A 17,285-nucleotide genomic window follows, 5' to 3' on the forward strand; every position below is an offset into this window, starting at 1 on the left:
TGGCGGCCTTGAGCTTGAACTCACTCGAATAAGATTTACGCATATCCAAACACCTCAAATTTGGGCGCTATCATAGCGCCCGATTGAAGTGTCCAAAATCATTAGGCCAGTTCAGCTTGCCCCCGATTGCTTTAGTCGCCATACGCAGATCTAGCGGTTTTGCAGGGACTCCAGCAGCTTCACGGTCGGATACCCGTCCGCCGGCCAGCCCAGCGCCTGCTGCGCCGCACGAATCGCCTTGCGGGTGTTGGCGCCGATAATCCCATCCGGGTTGCCCGCGTCGTAGCCATTGGCATTCAACGCTGTCTGCAAATCCATACGCTGGGAGCGACTCAGCGGCAGCTCATCTTTTGGCCATTCGCCACGAATCACGCCACCGCCCCCAAACCGTTCCGACAGCAGGCCAACCGCCAGCGCATAGGACGACGAGTTGTTGTACTTGAGGATCGCGCGGAAGTTATCCAGCACCAGGAACGCCGGGCCGCGATAGCCCGCAGGCAGCAGCAGGGCGGCGGAGAGCTCGTCGACATTGGCCGGCATGCTTGCGCCCGGCGGTAACTGGACCCCCAGTTTCAGCCACTCGGCGACGGTCTTGCGGGTGCCGCCATCGGCCAAGGCGTAATCGAAGTTCGCCGGCAGTTGTTTGAGCTCGAACCCCCACGGCTGGCCTTTCTGCCAACCGGAGCTTTGCAGGTAGTGCGCGGTGGAGGCGAGGGCGTCGGCCGGGCTGTTCCAAATATCGCGGCGACCGTCGCCGTCGAAGTCCACGGCATGGGTGTTGTAGGTGGTCGGGATGAATTGGGTCTGGCCCATGGCGCCGGCCCAGGAGCCTTTCATCTGGTCGGCCTGGATATCGCCGTGCTGGATGATCTGCAGAGCCGCCAGCAATTGCGCCTGGGCAAAGGCCGGGCGCCGGCCTTCGTAGGCCAGGGTCGCCAGGGAGCGGATTACCGAGTTGTTGCCCTGGAACTGGCCGAAGTTACTCTCCATGCCCCACACCGAGACGAGCGCCTGGCGGTCGACGCCATAGCGTTGTTCGATGCTTTGCAGGATATCGGCGTACTTGATCAGCAGCGCCTGACCATTGCGCACGCGCAGTGGCGACAGAGCGCCGTCGATGTATTCCCACACCGGGCGGGAAAACTCCGGCTGGCTGCGGTCGGCACGGATCACCGCCATGTCCGGGGTGACATTGGCGAACGCATTGTCGAACACGGCGGCGGTAATGCCGGCCTGCAGGGCTTGTGCGCGGAAGCCGGCCTGCCATTCGGCGAAGGTCTGGGTCGGTTGGATGTCGAGGTTATCCACGGCCAGCGGGGCCACGACAGCGGGCGCTACCACGGGTGCGGTCTGGAGTTTGGGCAGGGGTTGAGCGTCGGCGGCGGTGGGTTTTTCCGCGCAGGCGACAAGCAGAATGAGGCTGGAGGCAGCGATCAATTGGCGAAGGTGCCAATGACGGGAAAGACGAGAGGGCATGCACAGGTCCAGGGATTACAAATCAGACACAGACCTTATCATGCCGGAGGGGCGCTTGCCTTCAGGCAGCCAGAAAGTAAGAAGCCTCCCAGCTATTAGACTGGAAGGCTTCGCGGCGGTAGCTGCCTTTGCCCTTGCCGGCGCGTTCCTGACGGGCGCGGAACAGTGGCTGGGCGATGATGGATTTGGCCTTGTTGGGGCCATGCTTGGATGGCTTTTTGCTCATGGTCTTGACTCTCTTGGGGGAGGGGAACGGTGCAAATAATCTGCCGAAGTTCGGCCGCTGTAAAGCCCATCAATTGTAAGCGCAATCAAAAGCGTGGGAGGGGCTTGCCGCCTCCCATATTGGTTTTGCAGTGTTTTTAACAGAGGGGCTATTCGGCGGGAAGTGTCAGGCGTTGGCCGGCCATCAACAGCGACAAGCGACTGAGGCTCATCCACGGCGAACCGGCTGCCTGGCCTTTGATCTGCGCATCAATGCGCTGCGCCTCAAGCAACAGCTGCGCCCAGCGTTGCGCTGTGTGCCGTTGCAGGGCCTTGCTCATCAAGGGTTTGCGCTTGTCCCACACTGGCGGCCGGGCCTGGCTGAAACACTTGTCCAGCGGTGTGCCCTGGCTGTATTGCAGGGCAATATTGGCCAAGACCCGCAGCTCACGGGCCAGGGCCCAGAGAATCACCGGCGGCTCCACCCCTTCGCTGCGCAGACCTTCAAGCATGCGCAAGGCGTGGGCGGGTTCGCCGTTGAGGATTGCGTCCACCAGTCCAAACACGTCAAAACGCGCGCTGTCTGCCACGGCACCTTGAACGGTCTCGACAGTGATCTGTCCGTCTTCGGCCATCAGCTTGAGTTTCTCGATCTCCTGGGCGGCGGCAAGCAAGTTGCCTTCGACCCGAGCGGCGATCAACTCTACGGCGTCTTGCGTTGCAGACAACCCTGATTGAGACAGGCGCTGGCGAATCCACTGTGGCAACTGATTGCTGTCCACCGGCCAGATCTGGATGAACTGGGTCTGAGCCCCTTCTACCAGGGCCTTGCCCCATTTGGTCTTCTGCGCACTGCCGTCGAGTTTGGGCAGGCTGATCAGCAAGACCGTGTCCTCAGCGGGCCGCGAGCAGTATTCCATCAACGCCGCAGCGCCCTTGTCGCCGGGCTTGCCCGAGGGCAGGCGCAGTTCCAGCAGGCGTTTTTCGGCGAACAGCGACATGCTCGCACCGGCTTGCAGCAGCGTGCCCCAGTCAAAGCTGGCGTCGGCACTGAAGACCTGGCGTTCATCAAAGCCCTGCTGGCGGGCGGCGGTACGGATGGCGTCGGCAGCTTCCTGGCACAGCAACGGGTCATCACCGCTGACGATGTAGACAGGCGCAAGGCTACCTTGCAGGTGTTTGGCGAGTTGGGCGGGGGCGAGTTTCATAGGCAGTTAGAGCGGGGCGCCTGGGGCGCCCCGTTCGGCTTACTCGGCAGGTACTTCAACAGGCGACTGTTTCGGCGTGTTGTCTTCGTACTCTTTTGCGGCTTTAAGTGCGTCGGCGTCAGCCTTGGCCTTGTTATCAGCAGCTTGCTGCAAGGTTTCCAGCTGTTGCGGGGTCAGCATCGACAGGCGCAGGACCATGCGTTGCACCAGATCCCGACGCATTTCCTGGCGCACCTGGGTGATTTCGGCGTCCGAACCTACCAGGTTGTTGCCGTCGTGGCTGACGATTTTCTGCACCTGGATGTTGTCACCCATCAATGGCAGGTGATCACGGCCCTGGACTTCAAAGCTCAGTACGGTGCTCAGTTCGATATCGGACGCACGGCCGGCGCTGGCGTAGCTCAGGTTGCGCTGGGTTTCTTTCTCGTTCGCCAGGAACAGCTTGTAGGTTGCGCCGGTGTAGACGTGTACGCCGTTGTTTTCCAGGACCTGGCGCAGCTGGGTCACGGTTTCGCTGTAGGCGTCGCGTGCGCTGACATCCAGTTCCTTGATAGTCAGTTCATTGGTTCCGGTGCCGCGCAGCTGGAAGCCGCAAGCGCTCAGTAGCACGGCAAGGCCCATAACCAGCAGATTGCGTTTGATCATTTTGTTGCTCCCCTTGAAACCATGTGGGCCTTATCGAGGCCCTGAAGGCTTTGTTCGGCGCAGGGCTCAAGCCCTGCGCCCGATCCGATTAGCTAGCGACGATATTGACCAGTTTGCCAGGCACCACGATCACTTTGCGGATCGTCAGTCCTTCGGTAAAGCGCAGCACGTTCTCGTTGACGCGTGCGGCGGCTTCGACTTCTTCACGGCTGGCAGTGGCCGGCATGTCGATCTGGCCACGCAGTTTGCCGTTGACCTGGATCACCAGTTGCAGCGTGTCCTGTACCAGCGCGCTGTCATCCTGCACCGGCCAGCGCGCATCGATGACCGCGTCGCTGTGGCCCAGACGGCTCCACAGGTCGTGGCTGATGTGCGGGGTGATCGGCGCGAGCAGCAGGGTGACTGTTTCCAGGCCTTCCTGTACCAGGGCGCGGTCCTGTTCGGTCACTTGCGGGGCTTTTTCCAGCACGTTCATCAGCGTCATCACCTGGGCGATGGCGGTGTTGAACTTGTGGTTCTGGCCCACATCCTGGCTGGCTTGCTTGATGGCCAGGTGGGTGCTGCGGCGGATGAGTTTCTGCTCGTCGCTCAAGGATGCCACGTCCAGCTTGCCCGGCAGGCCCTGGCTGACATGGGCGTGAGCCAGGCGCCAGACACGTTTGAGGAAGCGGTGCGAGCCTTCGACACCGGAGTCGGACCATTCGGCGCTCATGTCAGGCGGCGAGGCGAACATCATGAACAAACGGCAGGTGTCGGCGCCGAACTGGTCGATCATCGACTGTGGGTCGACGCCGTTGTTCTTCGACTTGGCCATTTTCTCGGTACCGCCGATTTCCACCGGCAGGCCGTCGGCGATCAGCTTGGCGCTGATGACCTTGGCTTTACTGTCACGCTCAAGCTCGACGTCAGCCGGGTTAAACCAGGTGTAGGCGCCATTGGCTTCGCGGCGATAGTAAGTCTCGGCGATCACCATGCCCTGAGTCAGCAGGTTCTTGAACGGCTCGTTGGAACTCACCAGGCCTTCGTCGCGCATCAGCTTGTGGAAGAAGCGCGCATACAACAGGTGGAGAATGGCGTGTTCGATACCGCCAATGTACTGATCCACCGGCAACCAGTGGTCGGCTGCGGATTTTTCCACCAGGCCGCCCTCGTAGTGAGGCGAGGCGTAGCGGGCGTAGTACCACGAGGACTCGACGAAGGTGTCCATGGTGTCGGTTTCACGCTTGGCCTGGGCGCCGCATTTCGGGCAGCTGCACGCGTAGAACTCGGGCATGCGCGCCAGCGGCGAACCGGCGCCATCCGGCACCACGTCTTCGGGCAGTACGACCGGCAGTTGGTCTTCCGGTACCGGCACGTCACCGCAGGTATCGCAGTGGATGATCGGGATCGGGCAGCCCCAGTAGCGCTGGCGGCTGATGCCCCAGTCGCGCAGGCGGAACTGGGTGCGCGAGGCGCCGAGGTTCTTCTTGATCAGTGCGACTTCGATGGCGTCGAAGGCGCCCTGGAAGTCCAGGCCGTCGAATTCACCGGAATTGATCAGTGTGCCGTGTTCGTTGTAAGCGTCCTGCCAAGGCGTCGGGGTGGTGTCACCGGCGCTGGTACGCACGACGGGCTTGATCGGCAGGTTGTATTTGACGGCGAACTCGAAATCGCGCTCGTCGTGGGCCGGCACAGCCATTACCGCGCCGTCGCCGTAATGCATCAGCACATAGTTGGCGACCCACACCGGCAGTTTTTCGCCGGTCAGCGGGTGCTCGACGAACAGCGAGGTCGGCAGGCCTTTTTTCTCTTGGGTGGCGACGTCGGCTTCGGCCACGCTGCCGCCTTTGCATTCGGCGATGAACGCCGAAAGCTCAGGGTTGTTTTGTGCGGCCAGGGTGGCCAGCGGGTGTTCGGCGGCCACGGCGACGTAAGTCGCTCCCATTAAAGTGTCCGGACGGGTGGTGAAGACTTTGAGCGCGCCCGCTTCGCCGATGGAATCGACGTTGTACGGGAACTGCACTTCCATGCCCTTGGACTTGCCGATCCAGTTGCGCTGCATGGTCTTGACCTGTTCAGGCCAGCCCGGCAGATCGTCGAGGCTCGACAGGAGCTCATCCGCGTAGGCGGTGATCTTGAAGTAGTACATCGGGATCTGGCGCTTTTCGATCACCGCGCCGGAACGCCAGCCGCGACCGTCGATGACTTGTTCGTTGGCCAGCACGGTCTGGTCGACCGGGTCCCAGTTCACGGTACCGTTCTTGCGGTAGATCACGCCTTTTTCGAACAGGCGAGTGAACAGCCATTGTTCCCAGCGGTAGTAGTCCGGCTTGCAGGTGGTCACTTCGCGGGACCAGTCCACCGCCAGGCCCAGGCTGCGCAGCTGGGTCTTCATGTAGGCGATGTTTTCGTAGGTCCACTTGGCGGGAGCCACGTTGTTTTTCATCGCGGCGTTTTCTGCCGGCATGCCGAAGGCGTCCCAACCCATGGGTTGCAGAACGTTTTTGCCGAGCATGCGCTGGTAGCGGGAAATCACGTCGCCGATGGTGTAGTTGCGCACATGCCCCATGTGTAGCTTGCCGCTGGGGTAAGGGAACATCGACAGGCAGTAGAAAGTTTCCTTGCCCGGCTGTTCACTGACTTCAAAGGACTTTTGCTCGTCCCAGAAGGTTTGGGCGGCATTTTCTATTTCACGGGGCTGATATTGTTCGTGCATGGCTACTTTTGAACTGGATAGGGGTGGCCTAATCCTCTTCGGTGCAACGTTCAGGTTGTTCGACACCAAAAAGCGGCGCGTCCGTGCCCAAACCCTGCGGGAAGTGGAGTTACAGGAAGCGCCGTAGCATACATGACCCCACTCTATCGAGGGAAACCCTGATTGCGCAGCCGAGGCCGTCTGTCGCGGCGCCGGGCAGGCGTAGCTACGGGGGCTACGCTGTTTATTGGGGAGCAAGTCTTTCTTCAATGAGGTGAGGGGATGGTTGAATCGCAGCGAATCGCAACGAAACCGGAAGTCTACGAAGGACTGATCGACCGATTGGGTCGTGCATTGGATGCAGCGAGAACAGCGGGCCGATTGCGTGATGAACGGCCTGTCGAGTTGGAACTGCGCGGGTTGAGCCGTGCAGAGCTGGAACTGATCAAGGCTTATCTGGAACGCAACAAGCGCAGTGCGCCCCCTTGGGTGGCAACCCCGCCAGCCCAGGAGCCTACGCACTCTGCCAAGGTGGTGTGGCTCAAGGACTTGCCGGCCGGTCGTGGCCCGGAAACATTCCGGTCCGCCCGCTACAAGTAGTTCACTCCCCGCAGAACCACACTACTGCGCTATGTCACTGTAGAGATTGTCGCTAAACCCCGTTACACCTTAGGCTTCGGGCATCTATGGAGATGCCCGATGCCTATTCGTTATTTCATCAAACAACTGCTCCTGCCTCCCGGCATTCTTTTGCTGCTGCTAGCCCTTGCCTGGTGGTTTCGTCGCAGCCGTCCACGTTTGGCCGGATGTTGCTTCGCCTTGGGCTTGGGCGGCATGTGGTTGATCAGCCTGCCGGTGGCGGTGGAGTGGGGCGCGCGCGCTCTGGAAACCTCACCGCCCTTGGCTCGTGAAGACTGGTCGACGTTGGCCCAGCGCGCCGATGCCATCGTGGTACTGGGCTCGGGGCGTGAGCGCGGGGACCCCGCATGGGGCACTGACCAGCCTACCGGTATCGGCCTGGAGCGCCAGCGGTATGCCGCCCGATTGGCCAAGGCGTCCGGCCTGCCGGTGCTCACCACCGGTGGATTGCACTACGGCACGCCGCCCAGCGAAGCTGAGCTGATGGCGGTGTCGATGCAGGATGATTTCGGCGTGACGGTACGCTGGAAGGAAGAGCGCAGCCGCACCACCTGGGAGAATGCGCAAATGAGTGCCGAGATTCTACTGCCCGAGGGGATCAAGCGCGTGGTCGTGGTGACACAGGCCTGGCACATGCCGCGTTCAGTGTGGAGTTTTGAAAAGGCCGGTTTTACCGTGGTGCCGGCGCCCGTGGGCTTCCTTGGCGTGGACAACGCCCGGCCACTGGGCGGCTGGATGCCGGAGTTCAAGTCGGTGTGGCAGAGCGGGCAGTTGATCAATGAAGCGGTGGGGCAGGTGGGGTATCGGCTGTTCTATCAATAACACCATAAGTCAAAAATGTGGGGGGGGGCTTGCCCCCTCCCACATTTGTTTCGGTGTTGGTCTGTTAGACGGTTTTCGACATGCGGGCCGCGAGCAACGCCCAACCAAACAGCATCAGGCACACGATGATCAGCGGCCACGAGCGCCATTGCAGGTACGGCGTGAGGTTATGCATCGGCACCACTTCCCCGTAGAGAATGCCGCGTTCGAATTGCGGGATCTGCACGGTGATCTGGCCATACGGATTAATCAGCCCGGTCACGCCATTGTTGGTGGCGCGGATCATCCAGCGCCCCGCTTCCAGCGCGCGCATCTGCGCCATTTGCAGGTGCTGCAACGGGCCGATGGAGCGGCCAAACCAGGTGTCATTGCTGATGGTCAGCAGCAGATCGCTCTGGGCCGACAGGCCGGCGGCAAATTCCGGGTACACCACTTCGTAGCAAATAAACGGCGCTATCTGATAGCCCTTGGCCTGCAACATCGCCTGGTCGGCGGGGCCGCGAGCGAAGTCCGACATTGGCAGGTCGAAGAAGGCAATCAGTCCGCGCAGCACGTCTTGCAGCGGAACGTACTCGCCAAAGGGCACGAGCTTCTGCTTGAGGTAAGTCCCATCACCTTCGCCCACCACGGTAATCCCGTTGAAGTAGCGCTTCTGGTGGTGCACTTCCTGGCGAATCGGTACGCCGGTGATCAGCGCGGTGTGCCGGTCGGCCGCGAACTTGCCCATCATGCCCAGGTAACCCTCGACGGATTCCTTGAGCACCGGCACCGCCGTTTCCGGCCACACCAGTAAATCGACGGGCTTGGAGCTGAAACTCATGTCACGGTACAGCGCCAACTGCGCGGTGAGCTGCTCCGGATCCCATTTCATGCTTTGTTCGATGTTGCCCTGGATGGCGGCCACGGTCAGCGGCGCGCCGGACGGAGCCGTCCAGGCGTGATGCTTGAGCGCCAGTCCGATGGCCCAGGGGGCGACCAGCAACACCAGCCCAGCGCCGATAAAGGCATTGCGCTTGCCCGCCAACAGGCGCGGCAGGTTGCACAACAGGGCTGCAGTCAGCGCAAGCGCGAAGGAAATCAGCCACATCCCGCCGATGGGCGCCAGGCCTGTCAGGGGGCCATCGAGCTGGCTGTAACCGGAGTACAGCCACGGGAAACCGGTGAGGAACCATCCGCGAAAGGCTTCCTGGCCGACCCACAATGCGGCAAACGTGAGCGCGTCCGCCAACGGCGCTTCATTGCGGCGCAGCCAGCGCGCCCACAGCCAGGCGGGCAGGGCGAAGAACCAGGCAATGGCGGCGGTGAACAGCAGCATCAAGAACCCCGCCAGCAGCACCGAAGCGCCGCCGAAGTGGTGGATGCTGTAGTAGATCCAGCTGGTCCCCGCGCCGAACAGACCGAAACCGAAACACCAGCCACGGCACAGGGCCTGACGGGGTGTCAGTTCCCGCAGGCCTATATAGAACACTGCGACTGCGACCAGTGCAAACGGCCACAGATCGAACGGCGCCAGCGCCAGGGTGGTGATGGCGCCGGCCACCACGGCCAGCAAGTTACCGGGCCAGCCGGGTGCGATCAAACGGCGCATGTCAGTCCTTAGCGGGCAATCGGAGTCAGGCGGATCAAGTGGATACGACGGCTGTCCGCATTCAGGATGCGGAAGCGATACGCGCCGATCTCAGTGGTCTCGTTACGTTTTGGCAGGTGGCCAAACGCACTCATCACCAGGCCGCCAACGGTATCGAACTCATCATCGGAGAATTCGCTGTCGAAGAACTCGTTGAAGTTCTCGATCGGTGTCAGGGCCTTGACCAGGAAGTCACCGCTCGGCAGCGGCTTGATGTAGCTGTCTTCTTCGACGTCGTGCTCGTCTTCGATGTCGCCGACGATCTGTTCCAGCACGTCCTCGATGGTCACCAGGCCAGCCACGCCGCCGTATTCGTCGATCACAATGGCCATGTGGTTGTGGTTGGCGCGAAACTCGCGCAGCAGCACATTCAGGCGCTTGGATTCGGGCACGAAGGTGGCCGGACGCAGCAGGTCCTTGATGTTGAAGCTGTCGCCGTTCTCCTTGAGGATCAGCGGCAGCAGGTCCTTGGCCAGCAGGACGCCCATGACGTCGTCATGGCTTTCACCGATGACCGGGTAGCGCGAGTGCGCCGAGTCGATCACGGCCGGGAGGAATTCCCGTGGGGTCTGGGTCGCCTTGATGCTGATCATCTGCGAGCGCGGGACCATGATGTCCCGGACTTGCAGGTCAGCCACCTGGATGGCGCCTTCGACGATGGCCAGCGCTTCGCTGTCCAGCAACTTGTTCTGGTGGGCCTCGCGCAGCAGCTCCAGCAGCTCCTGGCGGTTTTTCGGCTCGTGGGCAAAAGCCTGGGTCAGTTTACCCAGCCATGACTTTTGCCCGTTGCTCGATCGGTCTTCGCTCATAGCGATTACTCTAAATCCTTTGTTGTGTCAGTTAGGTTTCGTCGTCTGCATACGGATCAGGGTGACCCAATTCGGCAAGCAACGTTTGTTCCAGTGTTTCCATTTCCTCGGCTTCGTCATCGTCTATATGGTCGTAACCCAAAAGATGCAAGCAGCCGTGGATGACTAGATGAGCCCAGTGGGCTTCAAGTTCCTTGCTTTGTTCCTTCGCCTCGCGCTCAACCACCTCGACGCAGATCACCAGATCGCCCAGCAGCGGGATATCCAGCAGCTCGTCGGGGACGTCGGCGGGGAAGGACAGCACGTTGGTTGCGTAGTCTTTCTGGCGCCAGGTGTGGTTCAGTTCGCGGCCTTCTGGCTCGTCCACCAGACGGATGGTCAGTTCCGAGTCGGCAGTGCGCTGGCGCAGGGCCAGCTCGCACCATTGGCGGAACTGGTCTTCGCTGGGGGCAGGCGCGTCGGTGGCCAGTTGCAGGTCAAGCTCAAGCATCGCGGCGAACGTCCTTTGACAGTCCGTCGTCGCGGTGTTCGAAGCGCTCGTAGGCTTCGACAATGCGCTGCACCAACGGGTGGCGTACCACGTCCTTGGGCATGAAGTGCGTGAAGCTGATGCCCGGCACGTCCTTGAGTACCTCGATCACCTGGCCCAGGCCGGACTTGGTGCCCTTGGGCAGGTCGACCTGGGTGATGTCGCCGGTGATTACGGCGGTAGAGCCGAAACCAATACGGGTGAGGAACATCTTCATCTGCTCGACGGTGGTGTTCTGGCTTTCGTCGAGGATGATGAAACTGTTGTTCAAGGTGCGACCGCGCATGTAGGCCAGCGGGGCAATCTCGATCACCTGGCGCTCGATCAGCTTGGCCACGTATTCAAAACCAAGCATCTCGTACAGCGCGTCATACAGCGGGCGCAGGTACGGATCGATCTTCTGGGCCAGGTCGCCGGGCAGGAAGCCGAGTTTTTCACCCGCTTCAACCGCCGGGCGCACCAGCAGGATGCGGCGCACTTGCTCGCGCTCCAGGGCGTCGACTGCACAGGCCACGGCCAGGTAGGTCTTGCCGGTGCCGGCCGGGCCGATGCCGAAGTTGATGTCGTTGCCGAGGATTTCCTTGACGTACTTCTGCTGATTCAGGCCGCGTGGGCGAATCATGCCTTTTTTGGTACGCAAGGCCACGCTGGCTTCGGCCACAGGGTTGTTGGCCAGGTCTTCTACAGCGGACTCTTGCAAGTACAGGTGCACCGTTTCCGGTGACAGTTCACTGCCCTTGGTCTCGCGATAGAGGCGACGCAGCAGGTTTTCTGCAGACGTGGTGTGTTGGGGTTCACCAATAAGCTCGAACTGATTGCCGCGATTGCGGATTTCGATGCTCAGGCGTTGTTCGATCAGGCGCAGGTGCTCGTCGAACTGTCCGCACAGATTGGCGAAACGGCGAGCCTCAAAGGGCTCAAGGATAAAACGATGGGGTTCTACTATGGGTGCGTTCAAGGTCGCTTTTAGCCGCCCTTTGGCAATTGAGGTGAAAGAGAGAATAACGCCAGTGACCTGTGTGCGAAAGCACTTACGTTATCGGAATGTGCACGTTTCAAATGTGGGAGGGGGCTTGCCCCCCGATGGCGGAGTGTCAGAAACAGGTGGGCCATCTGATCCACTGCCATCGGGGGCCAACCCCCTCCCACATTTTGATCTCCAATGATCTGAAAATTATTGGATCAGCGAGCCACGCAACGAGTGCGGTTGCGCCGCATCGATGTGCACATCGGCAAACTGGCCGATCAGGGTCGGGTTGTCGCAACGGAAGTTGACGATTCGGTTGTTCTCGGTACGGCCTTGCAGCTCGCCCGGGTCTTTCTTCGAATAGTCGGTGACCAGGATGCGCTGGGTCGAGCCGACCATTTGTCGGCTGATTTCGAAACCCTGCTGATTCAGGCGGTGCTGCAGCGCGTTCAAGCGTTCTTTTTTCAGCGCTTCCGGGGTTTCGTCCATGAGGTCAGCGGCCGGTGTGCCGGGGCGCTGGCTGTAGACGAACGAGTAGGAAAAGTCGAAACCAACGTCTTCAATCAGCTTCATGGTCTGCTGGAAGTCTTTTTCGGTCTCACCGGGGAAACCCACGATAAAGTCCGAGCTGATGCAGATGCCCGGCACCGCTGCGCGCAATTTGCGCAGTTTGGATTTGTACTCCAGGGCGGTGTGGTTGCGCTTCATGGCCGACAGGATGCGGTCCGAGCCCGATTGCACCGGCAAGTGCAGGTGTTTGACCAGCTCCGGCACGTCGGCGTGGGCCTGGATCAGGCTGTCGGAGAATTCCAGCGGGTGCGAGGTGGTGTAGCGGATGCGCTCGATACCGTCCACAGCCGCCACCACGCGGATCAACTCCGCCAGGTCTGCGAGGCGGCCGTCTTCGGTCAGGCCGCGATAGCCGTTGACGTTCTGGCCCAGCAGGGTCACTTCGCGTACGCCGTTTTCGGCCAGGTGGATGATTTCCGCCAGCACGTCGTCGAATGGCCGGCTGACTTCTTCACCGCGGGTGTAGGGCACCACGCAGAAGGTGCAGTACTTGCTGCAGCCTTCCATCACCGACACGTAGGCGCTTGGGCCGTCGATACGCGGCTCGGGCAAGTGGTCGAATTTTTCAATTTCCGGGAACGAGACGTCTACCTGAGGCAGCTTGGTGACACGGGCGGCGTCGATCATTTCCGGCAAGCGGTGCAGGGTTTGCGGGCCGAAGACCACATCGACATAGGGCGCGCGGTCGCGAATCGCGGCGCCTTCCTGGCTGGCCACGCAACCGCCGACGGCAATGACCATGTCCGGGTTGGCCAGTTTCAATTCACGCCAGCGGCCCAGCTGCGAATACACGCGGTCCTGGGCCCGTTCGCGGATCGAGCAGGTATTGAGCAGGATTACGTCGGCATCTTCGGCGCGGGCGGTGACTTCCAGGGCCTGGTGTTCGCCCAGCAGATCGACCATGCGCGAGCTGTCGTACTCGTTCATCTGGCAACCGTGGGTTTCGATATAAAGCTTCTTGGCCATGGGAATCGTCAACTGGTGGTAAAGAACCGCGCATTATAGGGGGCATGCCCATTGGTTCCTAGCGTTGTGCATCGGGTGCCATGCTATAGTTCGCGCCCTCTTTTATATCCCCGATGTGTTGCTCGCCCACCATGACCAAACGTGAAGCTCCAATCTACAAGGTGATTTTCCTTAACCAGGGCCAGGTGTTCGAAATGTACGCCAAGCAGATCTATCAAAGTGATCTGTGGGGTTTTCTGGAAGTGGAAGAGTTCGTCTTTGGCGAGCGCACCCAATTGGTCGTCGACCCGGGCGAAGAAAAGCTCAAGGCTCAGTTCGAGGGCGTGGTGCGCAGTTTTGTGCCGATGCATTCGATCGTGCGCATCGATGAAGTCGAGCGCCTGGGCACGCCCAAGATCAGCGAGGCGCGGGGCGTGAGCAATGTGATGCCATTTCCGATGCCGATGCCTGAAAAGTAAGGCGGCTGTCAGGGCAGGGGGGAGAAGGGCGAGCGCCCATCGGCACTCTGCAATTCCTGAAGATAGTTGCGGAAAATCTGGCCCAGCACCTGGGTGGCCACTTCCAGTTCATCGCGTTGCATGTGCTCGGCGACTTCGTCGGCGGTGTCCAGCGCGTCTTCGGCGCCGTTGACCGCGGCCATTTTCAGCACGATATACGCCTGAACGTTATTGGCCGGCACGCCTTCGCCTTTGAAGAACATGGTGCCGAGCTGAAATTGTGCCTGGGCGTGGCCCTGCAACGAAGCTTTCTCGAAGTAGCTCAAGGCTTTGTTGAGGTCGCGTGCAGGGTTTTTACTGTCGTGGAAGTACTCGCCCAACTCGTATTGCGCCTGCGCATCCCCGTCGTCGGCCTGTTTCTGGCACGCGCTCAGGGATTCGGCCTGGCTGTCTGGCTGGGTATTGAGGGTGCAACGACCCATCGCTGGAATTAACAACGAGTTGCCGCCTGCCTGGGCATGTGCCAGCAGCGGCTGAAGGAGCAACAGGCAGCCCAGTACCAGGGTGCGGCCGGTGCGTTTCATGGGAATCGACTTACCTCTGACGGGGCGCGCGGACCCTCACGGGATCCAATAAGCGCGCATTATGAAATAAGCAGGCCTCTGCTTACAAAGTCTTTACTCGTTTTTCTGCTGCTTGGGCAAGTTATCTGCCGGATTGCAGGTAAATTCTCGAAAAAATAAGGAAAGCTCTGTCAGAAAAGTAGCAAATCTGACGCCACCTATAGCGACGCCAGATTTTTGCGACCGTTTATTTCAGGGCAGCGAATGCGCGCTCGGCGGCGTCCAGAGTCAGTCGCAACTCGGTTTCGCCATGGGCAATCGACGTGAAACCCGCTTCAAAGGCACTCGGGGCCAGGTAGACCCCGCCTTCCAGCATCAGGTGGAAGAAGCGCTTGAACAGATCGGCGTCGCTGCCCATCACGTCATCAAAGGTGACGATATCGTCGGCACCGCTGAAATACAGGCCGAACATGCCGCCCGCCTGCGTGGTGACAAATGGGATACCGGCCGCGTCGGCACGCTGTTGCAGGCCATCCAGCAGACGCGTGGTGTAGTCGGTCAACTCGGCGTGGAAGCCGGGACGACTGATCAACCGCAGGGTAGTCAGGCCAGCGGCCATGGCCAACGGGTTACCGGACAACGTGCCAGCCTGGTACACCGGGCCCAGTGGTGCGATGTGTTGCATGATTTCGCGCTTGCCGCCAAAACAGCCCACTGGCATGCCGCCGCCGATGATTTTGCCGAAGGTGCTCAGGTCCGGCGTCACGCCGTAGTGCGCCTGGGCACCGCCGAGGGCGACGCGAAAGCCAGTCATCACTTCGTCGAAAATCAGCACCACGCCATGCTTGTCACACTGCTCGCGCAGGCCTTCGAGGAAGCCAGGCGCCGGCGGTACGCAGTTCATGTTGCCGGCCACGGGCTCGACGATGATGCACGCCACGTCCTGGCCAACTTCGCTGAGCATCTGCTCGACGGCAGCAATGTCGTTGAACGGCAGCGTCAGGGTGTGCCTGGCAAATGCCGCCGGCACACCGGCCGAGCTTGGCACGCCCTGGGTCAGCAGGCCGGAGCCGGCTTTGACCAGCAGGCTGTCGGAGTGGCCGTGGTAGCAGCCTTCGAACTTGATGATGCTGTCGCGGCCGGTGAAACCACGGGCCAGGCGAATCGCGCTCATGGTGGCTTCGGTGCCGGAGCTGACCATGCGCACCATCTCCATCGACGGCACGATTGAGCACACCAGGTCAGCCATCTCGGTTTCCATGGCGGTTGGGGCGCCGTAGGACAAACCATGCTCCAGCTGTTTACGCACCGCATCCAGCACGTCCGGGTGGCTGTGGCCCAGGATCATCGGACCCCAGGAGCCCACGTAATCCACATAACGCTTGTCGTCTTCGTCGGTGACGTAGGCGCCTTCTGCATGCTTGAAGAACAACGGCGTGCCGCCCACGCTCTTGAACGCACGCACGGGGGAGTTCACACCGCCGGGGATGTGTTTCTGGGCATTGGCAAACAGGGTTTCGGAACGAGACATGGTGAGGGCTCTCTGAATTCAGGATGTGATTAAAGCGTTGAAAGCGCGGGCGCGGCGCGTGACTTCCTGGGTGCTGTCGGCGCCGAACAAACCGTGGACCACGGCCAGCAGATCGGCACCATGGGCCACCAGGGGCTCGGCGTTCTCCAGGGTGACACCGCCGATCACGCAGATCGGCAGGTGCAGGCGCTTGCGGGCCTCGGCCAGCATTTCAACGGTGGCGGCAGGTGCGCCGGGCTTGGTAGTGGAATTGAAGAAGCGACCGAAGGCGACGTAACTGGCGCCTTCCTTCGCGGCCTGCTCGGCCAGTTCGATCTGGCTGTGACAGGTGGCGCCGATGATGGCTCTGGAACCGAGCAGCGCACGGGCTGGCGTCAGTGGGCCGTCGGTCTGGCCCAGGTGCACGCCGACGCCCAGGCGCGCGGCCAATTCGGCGTCATCGTTGATGATCAGTTGGGTCTTGTAGCGCGAGCACAGCTCCCGCAGCTTTTCGGCTTCGCGCAGGCGCCGGGCTTCGTCGCTGCTTTTGTCGCGGTACTGCAACAGGGTCACGCCACCGTCCAATGCCGCTTCTACATAGGCGAGGAATTTGCCGGCCAGCAGTTGGCTGTCGGTGATGGCGTAAAGGCCACGTAGTTTCATCGGGCAGGCCTCTTGCTTCTAAGAGCAGAAAGTTACGAACAGAAATCCAGCGGCAAACGGCGCGGTACAAACTGACCCTGGCCGAGCTGTTCGGCGTCACGCAGGGTACGCCACGTGTAGTTGAGCGCCGATTGCACCGCGCTCACCAGCTCTTCGCCCTGAGCGATCCGCCCGGCCAGTGCGCTGGCCAGGGTGCAACCCGAACCGTGATAACTGCCGGGCAGGCGCTGGCAGGTAAAGGTCTGCTGGGTGCCGTCGCGGCTGTAGAGGCGATTGTGCACTTCATGCTCGTCGCCATGGCCGCCTGTGATCAACAGGTGCTTGATAAACGGCAGCAGCTTTTCGGCGCACTCGTCCGCCGTGCCTTCGGGCAACTCCGCAAGGATGCGCGCTTCGGGCAGGTTGGGCGTGGCAATCAGCGACAACGGCAACAGCCGCTCGCGCATGGCGTAGCCGACTTCGTCCTTGCCCAGGCTGCCGCCGCCGCCGGCACGCAGCACCGGGTCGCACACCACTGGCAGGTGCGGGTGCGCCTGCAGCAGTTCGACCACAGTGTCGACCATCGCGGTGGAGCCGAGCATACCCAGTTTGACCGCCGCCACTTCGGAATCGCCAAGCACGGCATTGGCCTGTGCCAGCACCCACTCGCGGTCGAGCACGCGGAAGTCGCTGACATTGACGGTGTTCTGCACGGTCAGGGCGGTGACAGCCGGAGCCGCATGGCACCCCTGGGCGAGCAGGGCTTCGATATCTGCCTGCAAGCCGGCGCCACCACTGGGATCATGGCCGGAGAGACAGAGGACAACAGGGCGAGAGCTGTAGATATTCATGGTGCGCGAGCTTACCACCAAACGCTTTTGGCGTGGCCGTCGGGCGATGGTTGAATTTTGTCCAAAGTGCGACGCTTTTTTGGCGCTTTTCTCTGCGCAAAAGTGCGCTGAAACGCTTGTTCTAGAGCCTTCAGGAAAATTATTTC

Annotated in this window: 17 protein-coding genes; 3 read left to right on the forward strand and 14 right to left on the reverse strand. The window is 61.1% G+C overall.

Annotation, left to right across the window (positions count from 1 at the left end; all coding sequences use genetic code 11):
- Positions 1-150 precede the first annotated feature (150 nt).
- The 5 genes from EJD88_RS18645 to leuS form a co-directional block, all read right to left on the reverse strand.
- Complete coding sequence (locus EJD88_RS18645; RefSeq protein ID WP_099584676.1) at positions 151-1,476, reverse strand: lytic murein transglycosylase; 1,326 nt, start codon at positions 1,474-1,476, stop codon at positions 151-153.
- A 61-nt stretch (positions 1,477-1,537) separates the two neighbouring features.
- A complete protein-coding gene (arfA, locus tag EJD88_RS18650) occupies positions 1,538-1,702 on the reverse strand; it encodes an alternative ribosome rescue factor ArfA (RefSeq protein ID WP_099584677.1) in 165 nt (54 codons plus the stop codon).
- 148 nt (positions 1,703-1,850) lie between these two features.
- The gene (holA, locus tag EJD88_RS18655) at positions 1,851-2,888 is read right to left on the reverse strand and encodes a DNA polymerase III subunit delta (RefSeq protein WP_158878709.1); all 1,038 of its coding nucleotides are present in this window, start codon (positions 2,886-2,888) and stop codon (positions 1,851-1,853) included.
- Between the two features lie 39 nt (positions 2,889-2,927).
- Complete coding sequence (gene lptE, locus EJD88_RS18660; protein ID WP_099584679.1) at positions 2,928-3,533, reverse strand: LPS assembly lipoprotein LptE; 606 nt, start codon at positions 3,531-3,533, stop codon at positions 2,928-2,930.
- Positions 3,534-3,621: 88 nt separating this feature from the next.
- A complete protein-coding gene (gene leuS / locus EJD88_RS18665) occupies positions 3,622-6,228 on the reverse strand; it encodes a leucine--tRNA ligase (protein WP_158878710.1) in 2,607 nt (868 codons plus the stop codon).
- Between the two features lie 261 nt (positions 6,229-6,489).
- Between leuS and EJD88_RS18670 the strand changes: the two genes are divergently transcribed.
- Positions 6,490-6,807 (forward strand): hypothetical protein, encoded by a 318-nt coding sequence (locus tag EJD88_RS18670; RefSeq protein ID WP_099584681.1) that lies wholly within the window; start codon positions 6,490-6,492, stop codon positions 6,805-6,807.
- Positions 6,808-6,906: 99 nt separating this feature from the next.
- Positions 6,907-7,668, forward strand: a complete 762-nt coding sequence (locus EJD88_RS18675; protein WP_158878711.1) for a YdcF family protein — start codon at positions 6,907-6,909, stop codon at positions 7,666-7,668.
- A gap of 64 nt (positions 7,669-7,732) precedes the next feature.
- On the opposite strand, the gene lnt is transcribed toward EJD88_RS18675, so the two are convergent.
- The 5 genes from lnt to miaB form a co-directional block, all read right to left on the reverse strand.
- Complete coding sequence (gene lnt / locus EJD88_RS18680; protein WP_158878712.1) at positions 7,733-9,256, reverse strand: apolipoprotein N-acyltransferase; 1,524 nt, start codon at positions 9,254-9,256, stop codon at positions 7,733-7,735.
- 8 nt (positions 9,257-9,264) lie between these two features.
- Positions 9,265-10,104: an HlyC/CorC family transporter gene (locus EJD88_RS18685; RefSeq protein ID WP_005791724.1), complete on the reverse strand. Its 840-nt coding sequence runs from the start codon at positions 10,102-10,104 to the stop codon at positions 9,265-9,267.
- Positions 10,105-10,135: 31 nt separating this feature from the next.
- On the reverse strand, positions 10,136-10,594 hold the full coding sequence (gene ybeY, locus EJD88_RS18690) for an rRNA maturation RNase YbeY (protein WP_158878713.1): 459 nt from the start codon (positions 10,592-10,594) through the stop codon (positions 10,136-10,138).
- The gene (locus EJD88_RS18695; protein WP_069673128.1) at positions 10,587-11,591 is read right to left on the reverse strand and encodes a PhoH family protein; all 1,005 of its coding nucleotides are present in this window, start codon (positions 11,589-11,591) and stop codon (positions 10,587-10,589) included. Before EJD88_RS18695 ends, ybeY begins: the two co-directional genes overlap by 8 nt.
- Positions 11,592-11,807: 216 nt before the next feature.
- The gene (gene miaB, locus EJD88_RS18700; protein WP_158878714.1) at positions 11,808-13,136 is read right to left on the reverse strand and encodes a tRNA (N6-isopentenyl adenosine(37)-C2)-methylthiotransferase MiaB; all 1,329 of its coding nucleotides are present in this window, start codon (positions 13,134-13,136) and stop codon (positions 11,808-11,810) included.
- Positions 13,137-13,267: 131 nt separating this feature from the next.
- Between miaB and EJD88_RS18705 the strand changes: the two genes are divergently transcribed.
- Positions 13,268-13,594, forward strand: a complete 327-nt coding sequence (locus EJD88_RS18705; protein ID WP_003236992.1) for a DUF1820 family protein — start codon at positions 13,268-13,270, stop codon at positions 13,592-13,594.
- A gap of 8 nt (positions 13,595-13,602) precedes the next feature.
- Here the strand turns inward: EJD88_RS18705 and EJD88_RS18710 are convergent, their stop codons facing one another.
- The 4 genes from EJD88_RS18710 to EJD88_RS18725 all read right to left on the reverse strand — a co-directional run bounded on the left by EJD88_RS18710 (position 13,603) and on the right by EJD88_RS18725 (position 17,139).
- Positions 13,603-14,157, reverse strand: coding sequence for a tetratricopeptide repeat protein (locus EJD88_RS18710; RefSeq protein WP_099584686.1), 555 nt, complete (start codon positions 14,155-14,157; stop codon positions 13,603-13,605).
- Positions 14,158-14,383: 226 nt separating this feature from the next.
- Positions 14,384-15,667: a glutamate-1-semialdehyde 2,1-aminomutase gene (gene hemL, locus EJD88_RS18715; protein ID WP_099584687.1), complete on the reverse strand. Its 1,284-nt coding sequence runs from the start codon at positions 15,665-15,667 to the stop codon at positions 14,384-14,386.
- An 18-nt stretch (positions 15,668-15,685) separates the two neighbouring features.
- The gene (gene thiE, locus EJD88_RS18720; RefSeq protein WP_099584688.1) at positions 15,686-16,309 is read right to left on the reverse strand and encodes a thiamine phosphate synthase; all 624 of its coding nucleotides are present in this window, start codon (positions 16,307-16,309) and stop codon (positions 15,686-15,688) included.
- A 32-nt stretch (positions 16,310-16,341) separates the two neighbouring features.
- A complete protein-coding gene (locus tag EJD88_RS18725) occupies positions 16,342-17,139 on the reverse strand; it encodes a hydroxymethylpyrimidine/phosphomethylpyrimidine kinase (RefSeq protein ID WP_150676964.1) in 798 nt (265 codons plus the stop codon).
- Positions 17,140-17,285 lie beyond the last annotated feature (146 nt).

This window comes from Pseudomonas sp. PB105, from assembly GCF_009764655.1.
GTDB classification, from domain to species: Bacteria; Pseudomonadota; Gammaproteobacteria; order Pseudomonadales; family Pseudomonadaceae; genus Aquipseudomonas; species Aquipseudomonas cyclaminis.

What these genes read in the sequence shown, in the direction of transcription:
- EJD88_RS18645 (WP_099584676.1), bottom strand. Translation starts at nt 1,476, where the DNA reads ATGCCCTCTCGTCTTTCCCGTCATTGGCACCTTCGCCAATTGATCGCT.
- arfA (WP_099584677.1), bottom strand. Translation starts at nt 1,702, where the DNA reads ATGAGCAAAAAGCCATCCAAGCATGGCCCCAACAAGGCCAAATCCATC.
- holA (WP_158878709.1), bottom strand. Translation starts at nt 2,888, where the DNA reads ATGAAACTCGCCCCCGCCCAACTCGCCAAACACCTGCAAGGTAGCCTT.
- lptE (WP_099584679.1), bottom strand. Translation starts at nt 3,533, where the DNA reads ATGATCAAACGCAATCTGCTGGTTATGGGCCTTGCCGTGCTACTGAGC.
- leuS (WP_158878710.1), bottom strand. Translation starts at nt 6,228, where the DNA reads ATGCACGAACAATATCAGCCCCGTGAAATAGAAAATGCCGCCCAAACC.
- EJD88_RS18670 (WP_099584681.1), top strand. Translation starts at nt 6,490, where the DNA reads ATGGTTGAATCGCAGCGAATCGCAACGAAACCGGAAGTCTACGAAGGA.
- EJD88_RS18675 (WP_158878711.1), top strand. Translation starts at nt 6,907, where the DNA reads ATGCCTATTCGTTATTTCATCAAACAACTGCTCCTGCCTCCCGGCATT.
- lnt (WP_158878712.1), bottom strand. Translation starts at nt 9,256, where the DNA reads ATGCGCCGTTTGATCGCACCCGGCTGGCCCGGTAACTTGCTGGCCGTG.
- EJD88_RS18685 (WP_005791724.1), bottom strand. Translation starts at nt 10,104, where the DNA reads ATGAGCGAAGACCGATCGAGCAACGGGCAAAAGTCATGGCTGGGTAAA.
- ybeY (WP_158878713.1), bottom strand. Translation starts at nt 10,594, where the DNA reads ATGCTTGAGCTTGACCTGCAACTGGCCACCGACGCGCCTGCCCCCAGC.
- miaB (WP_158878714.1), bottom strand. Translation starts at nt 13,136, where the DNA reads ATGGCCAAGAAGCTTTATATCGAAACCCACGGTTGCCAGATGAACGAG.
- EJD88_RS18705 (WP_003236992.1), top strand. Translation starts at nt 13,268, where the DNA reads ATGACCAAACGTGAAGCTCCAATCTACAAGGTGATTTTCCTTAACCAG.
- EJD88_RS18710 (WP_099584686.1), bottom strand. Translation starts at nt 14,157, where the DNA reads ATGAAACGCACCGGCCGCACCCTGGTACTGGGCTGCCTGTTGCTCCTT.
- hemL (WP_099584687.1), bottom strand. Translation starts at nt 15,667, where the DNA reads ATGTCTCGTTCCGAAACCCTGTTTGCCAATGCCCAGAAACACATCCCC.
- thiE (WP_099584688.1), bottom strand. Translation starts at nt 16,309, where the DNA reads ATGAAACTACGTGGCCTTTACGCCATCACCGACAGCCAACTGCTGGCC.
- EJD88_RS18725 (WP_150676964.1), bottom strand. Translation starts at nt 17,139, where the DNA reads ATGAATATCTACAGCTCTCGCCCTGTTGTCCTCTGTCTCTCCGGCCAT.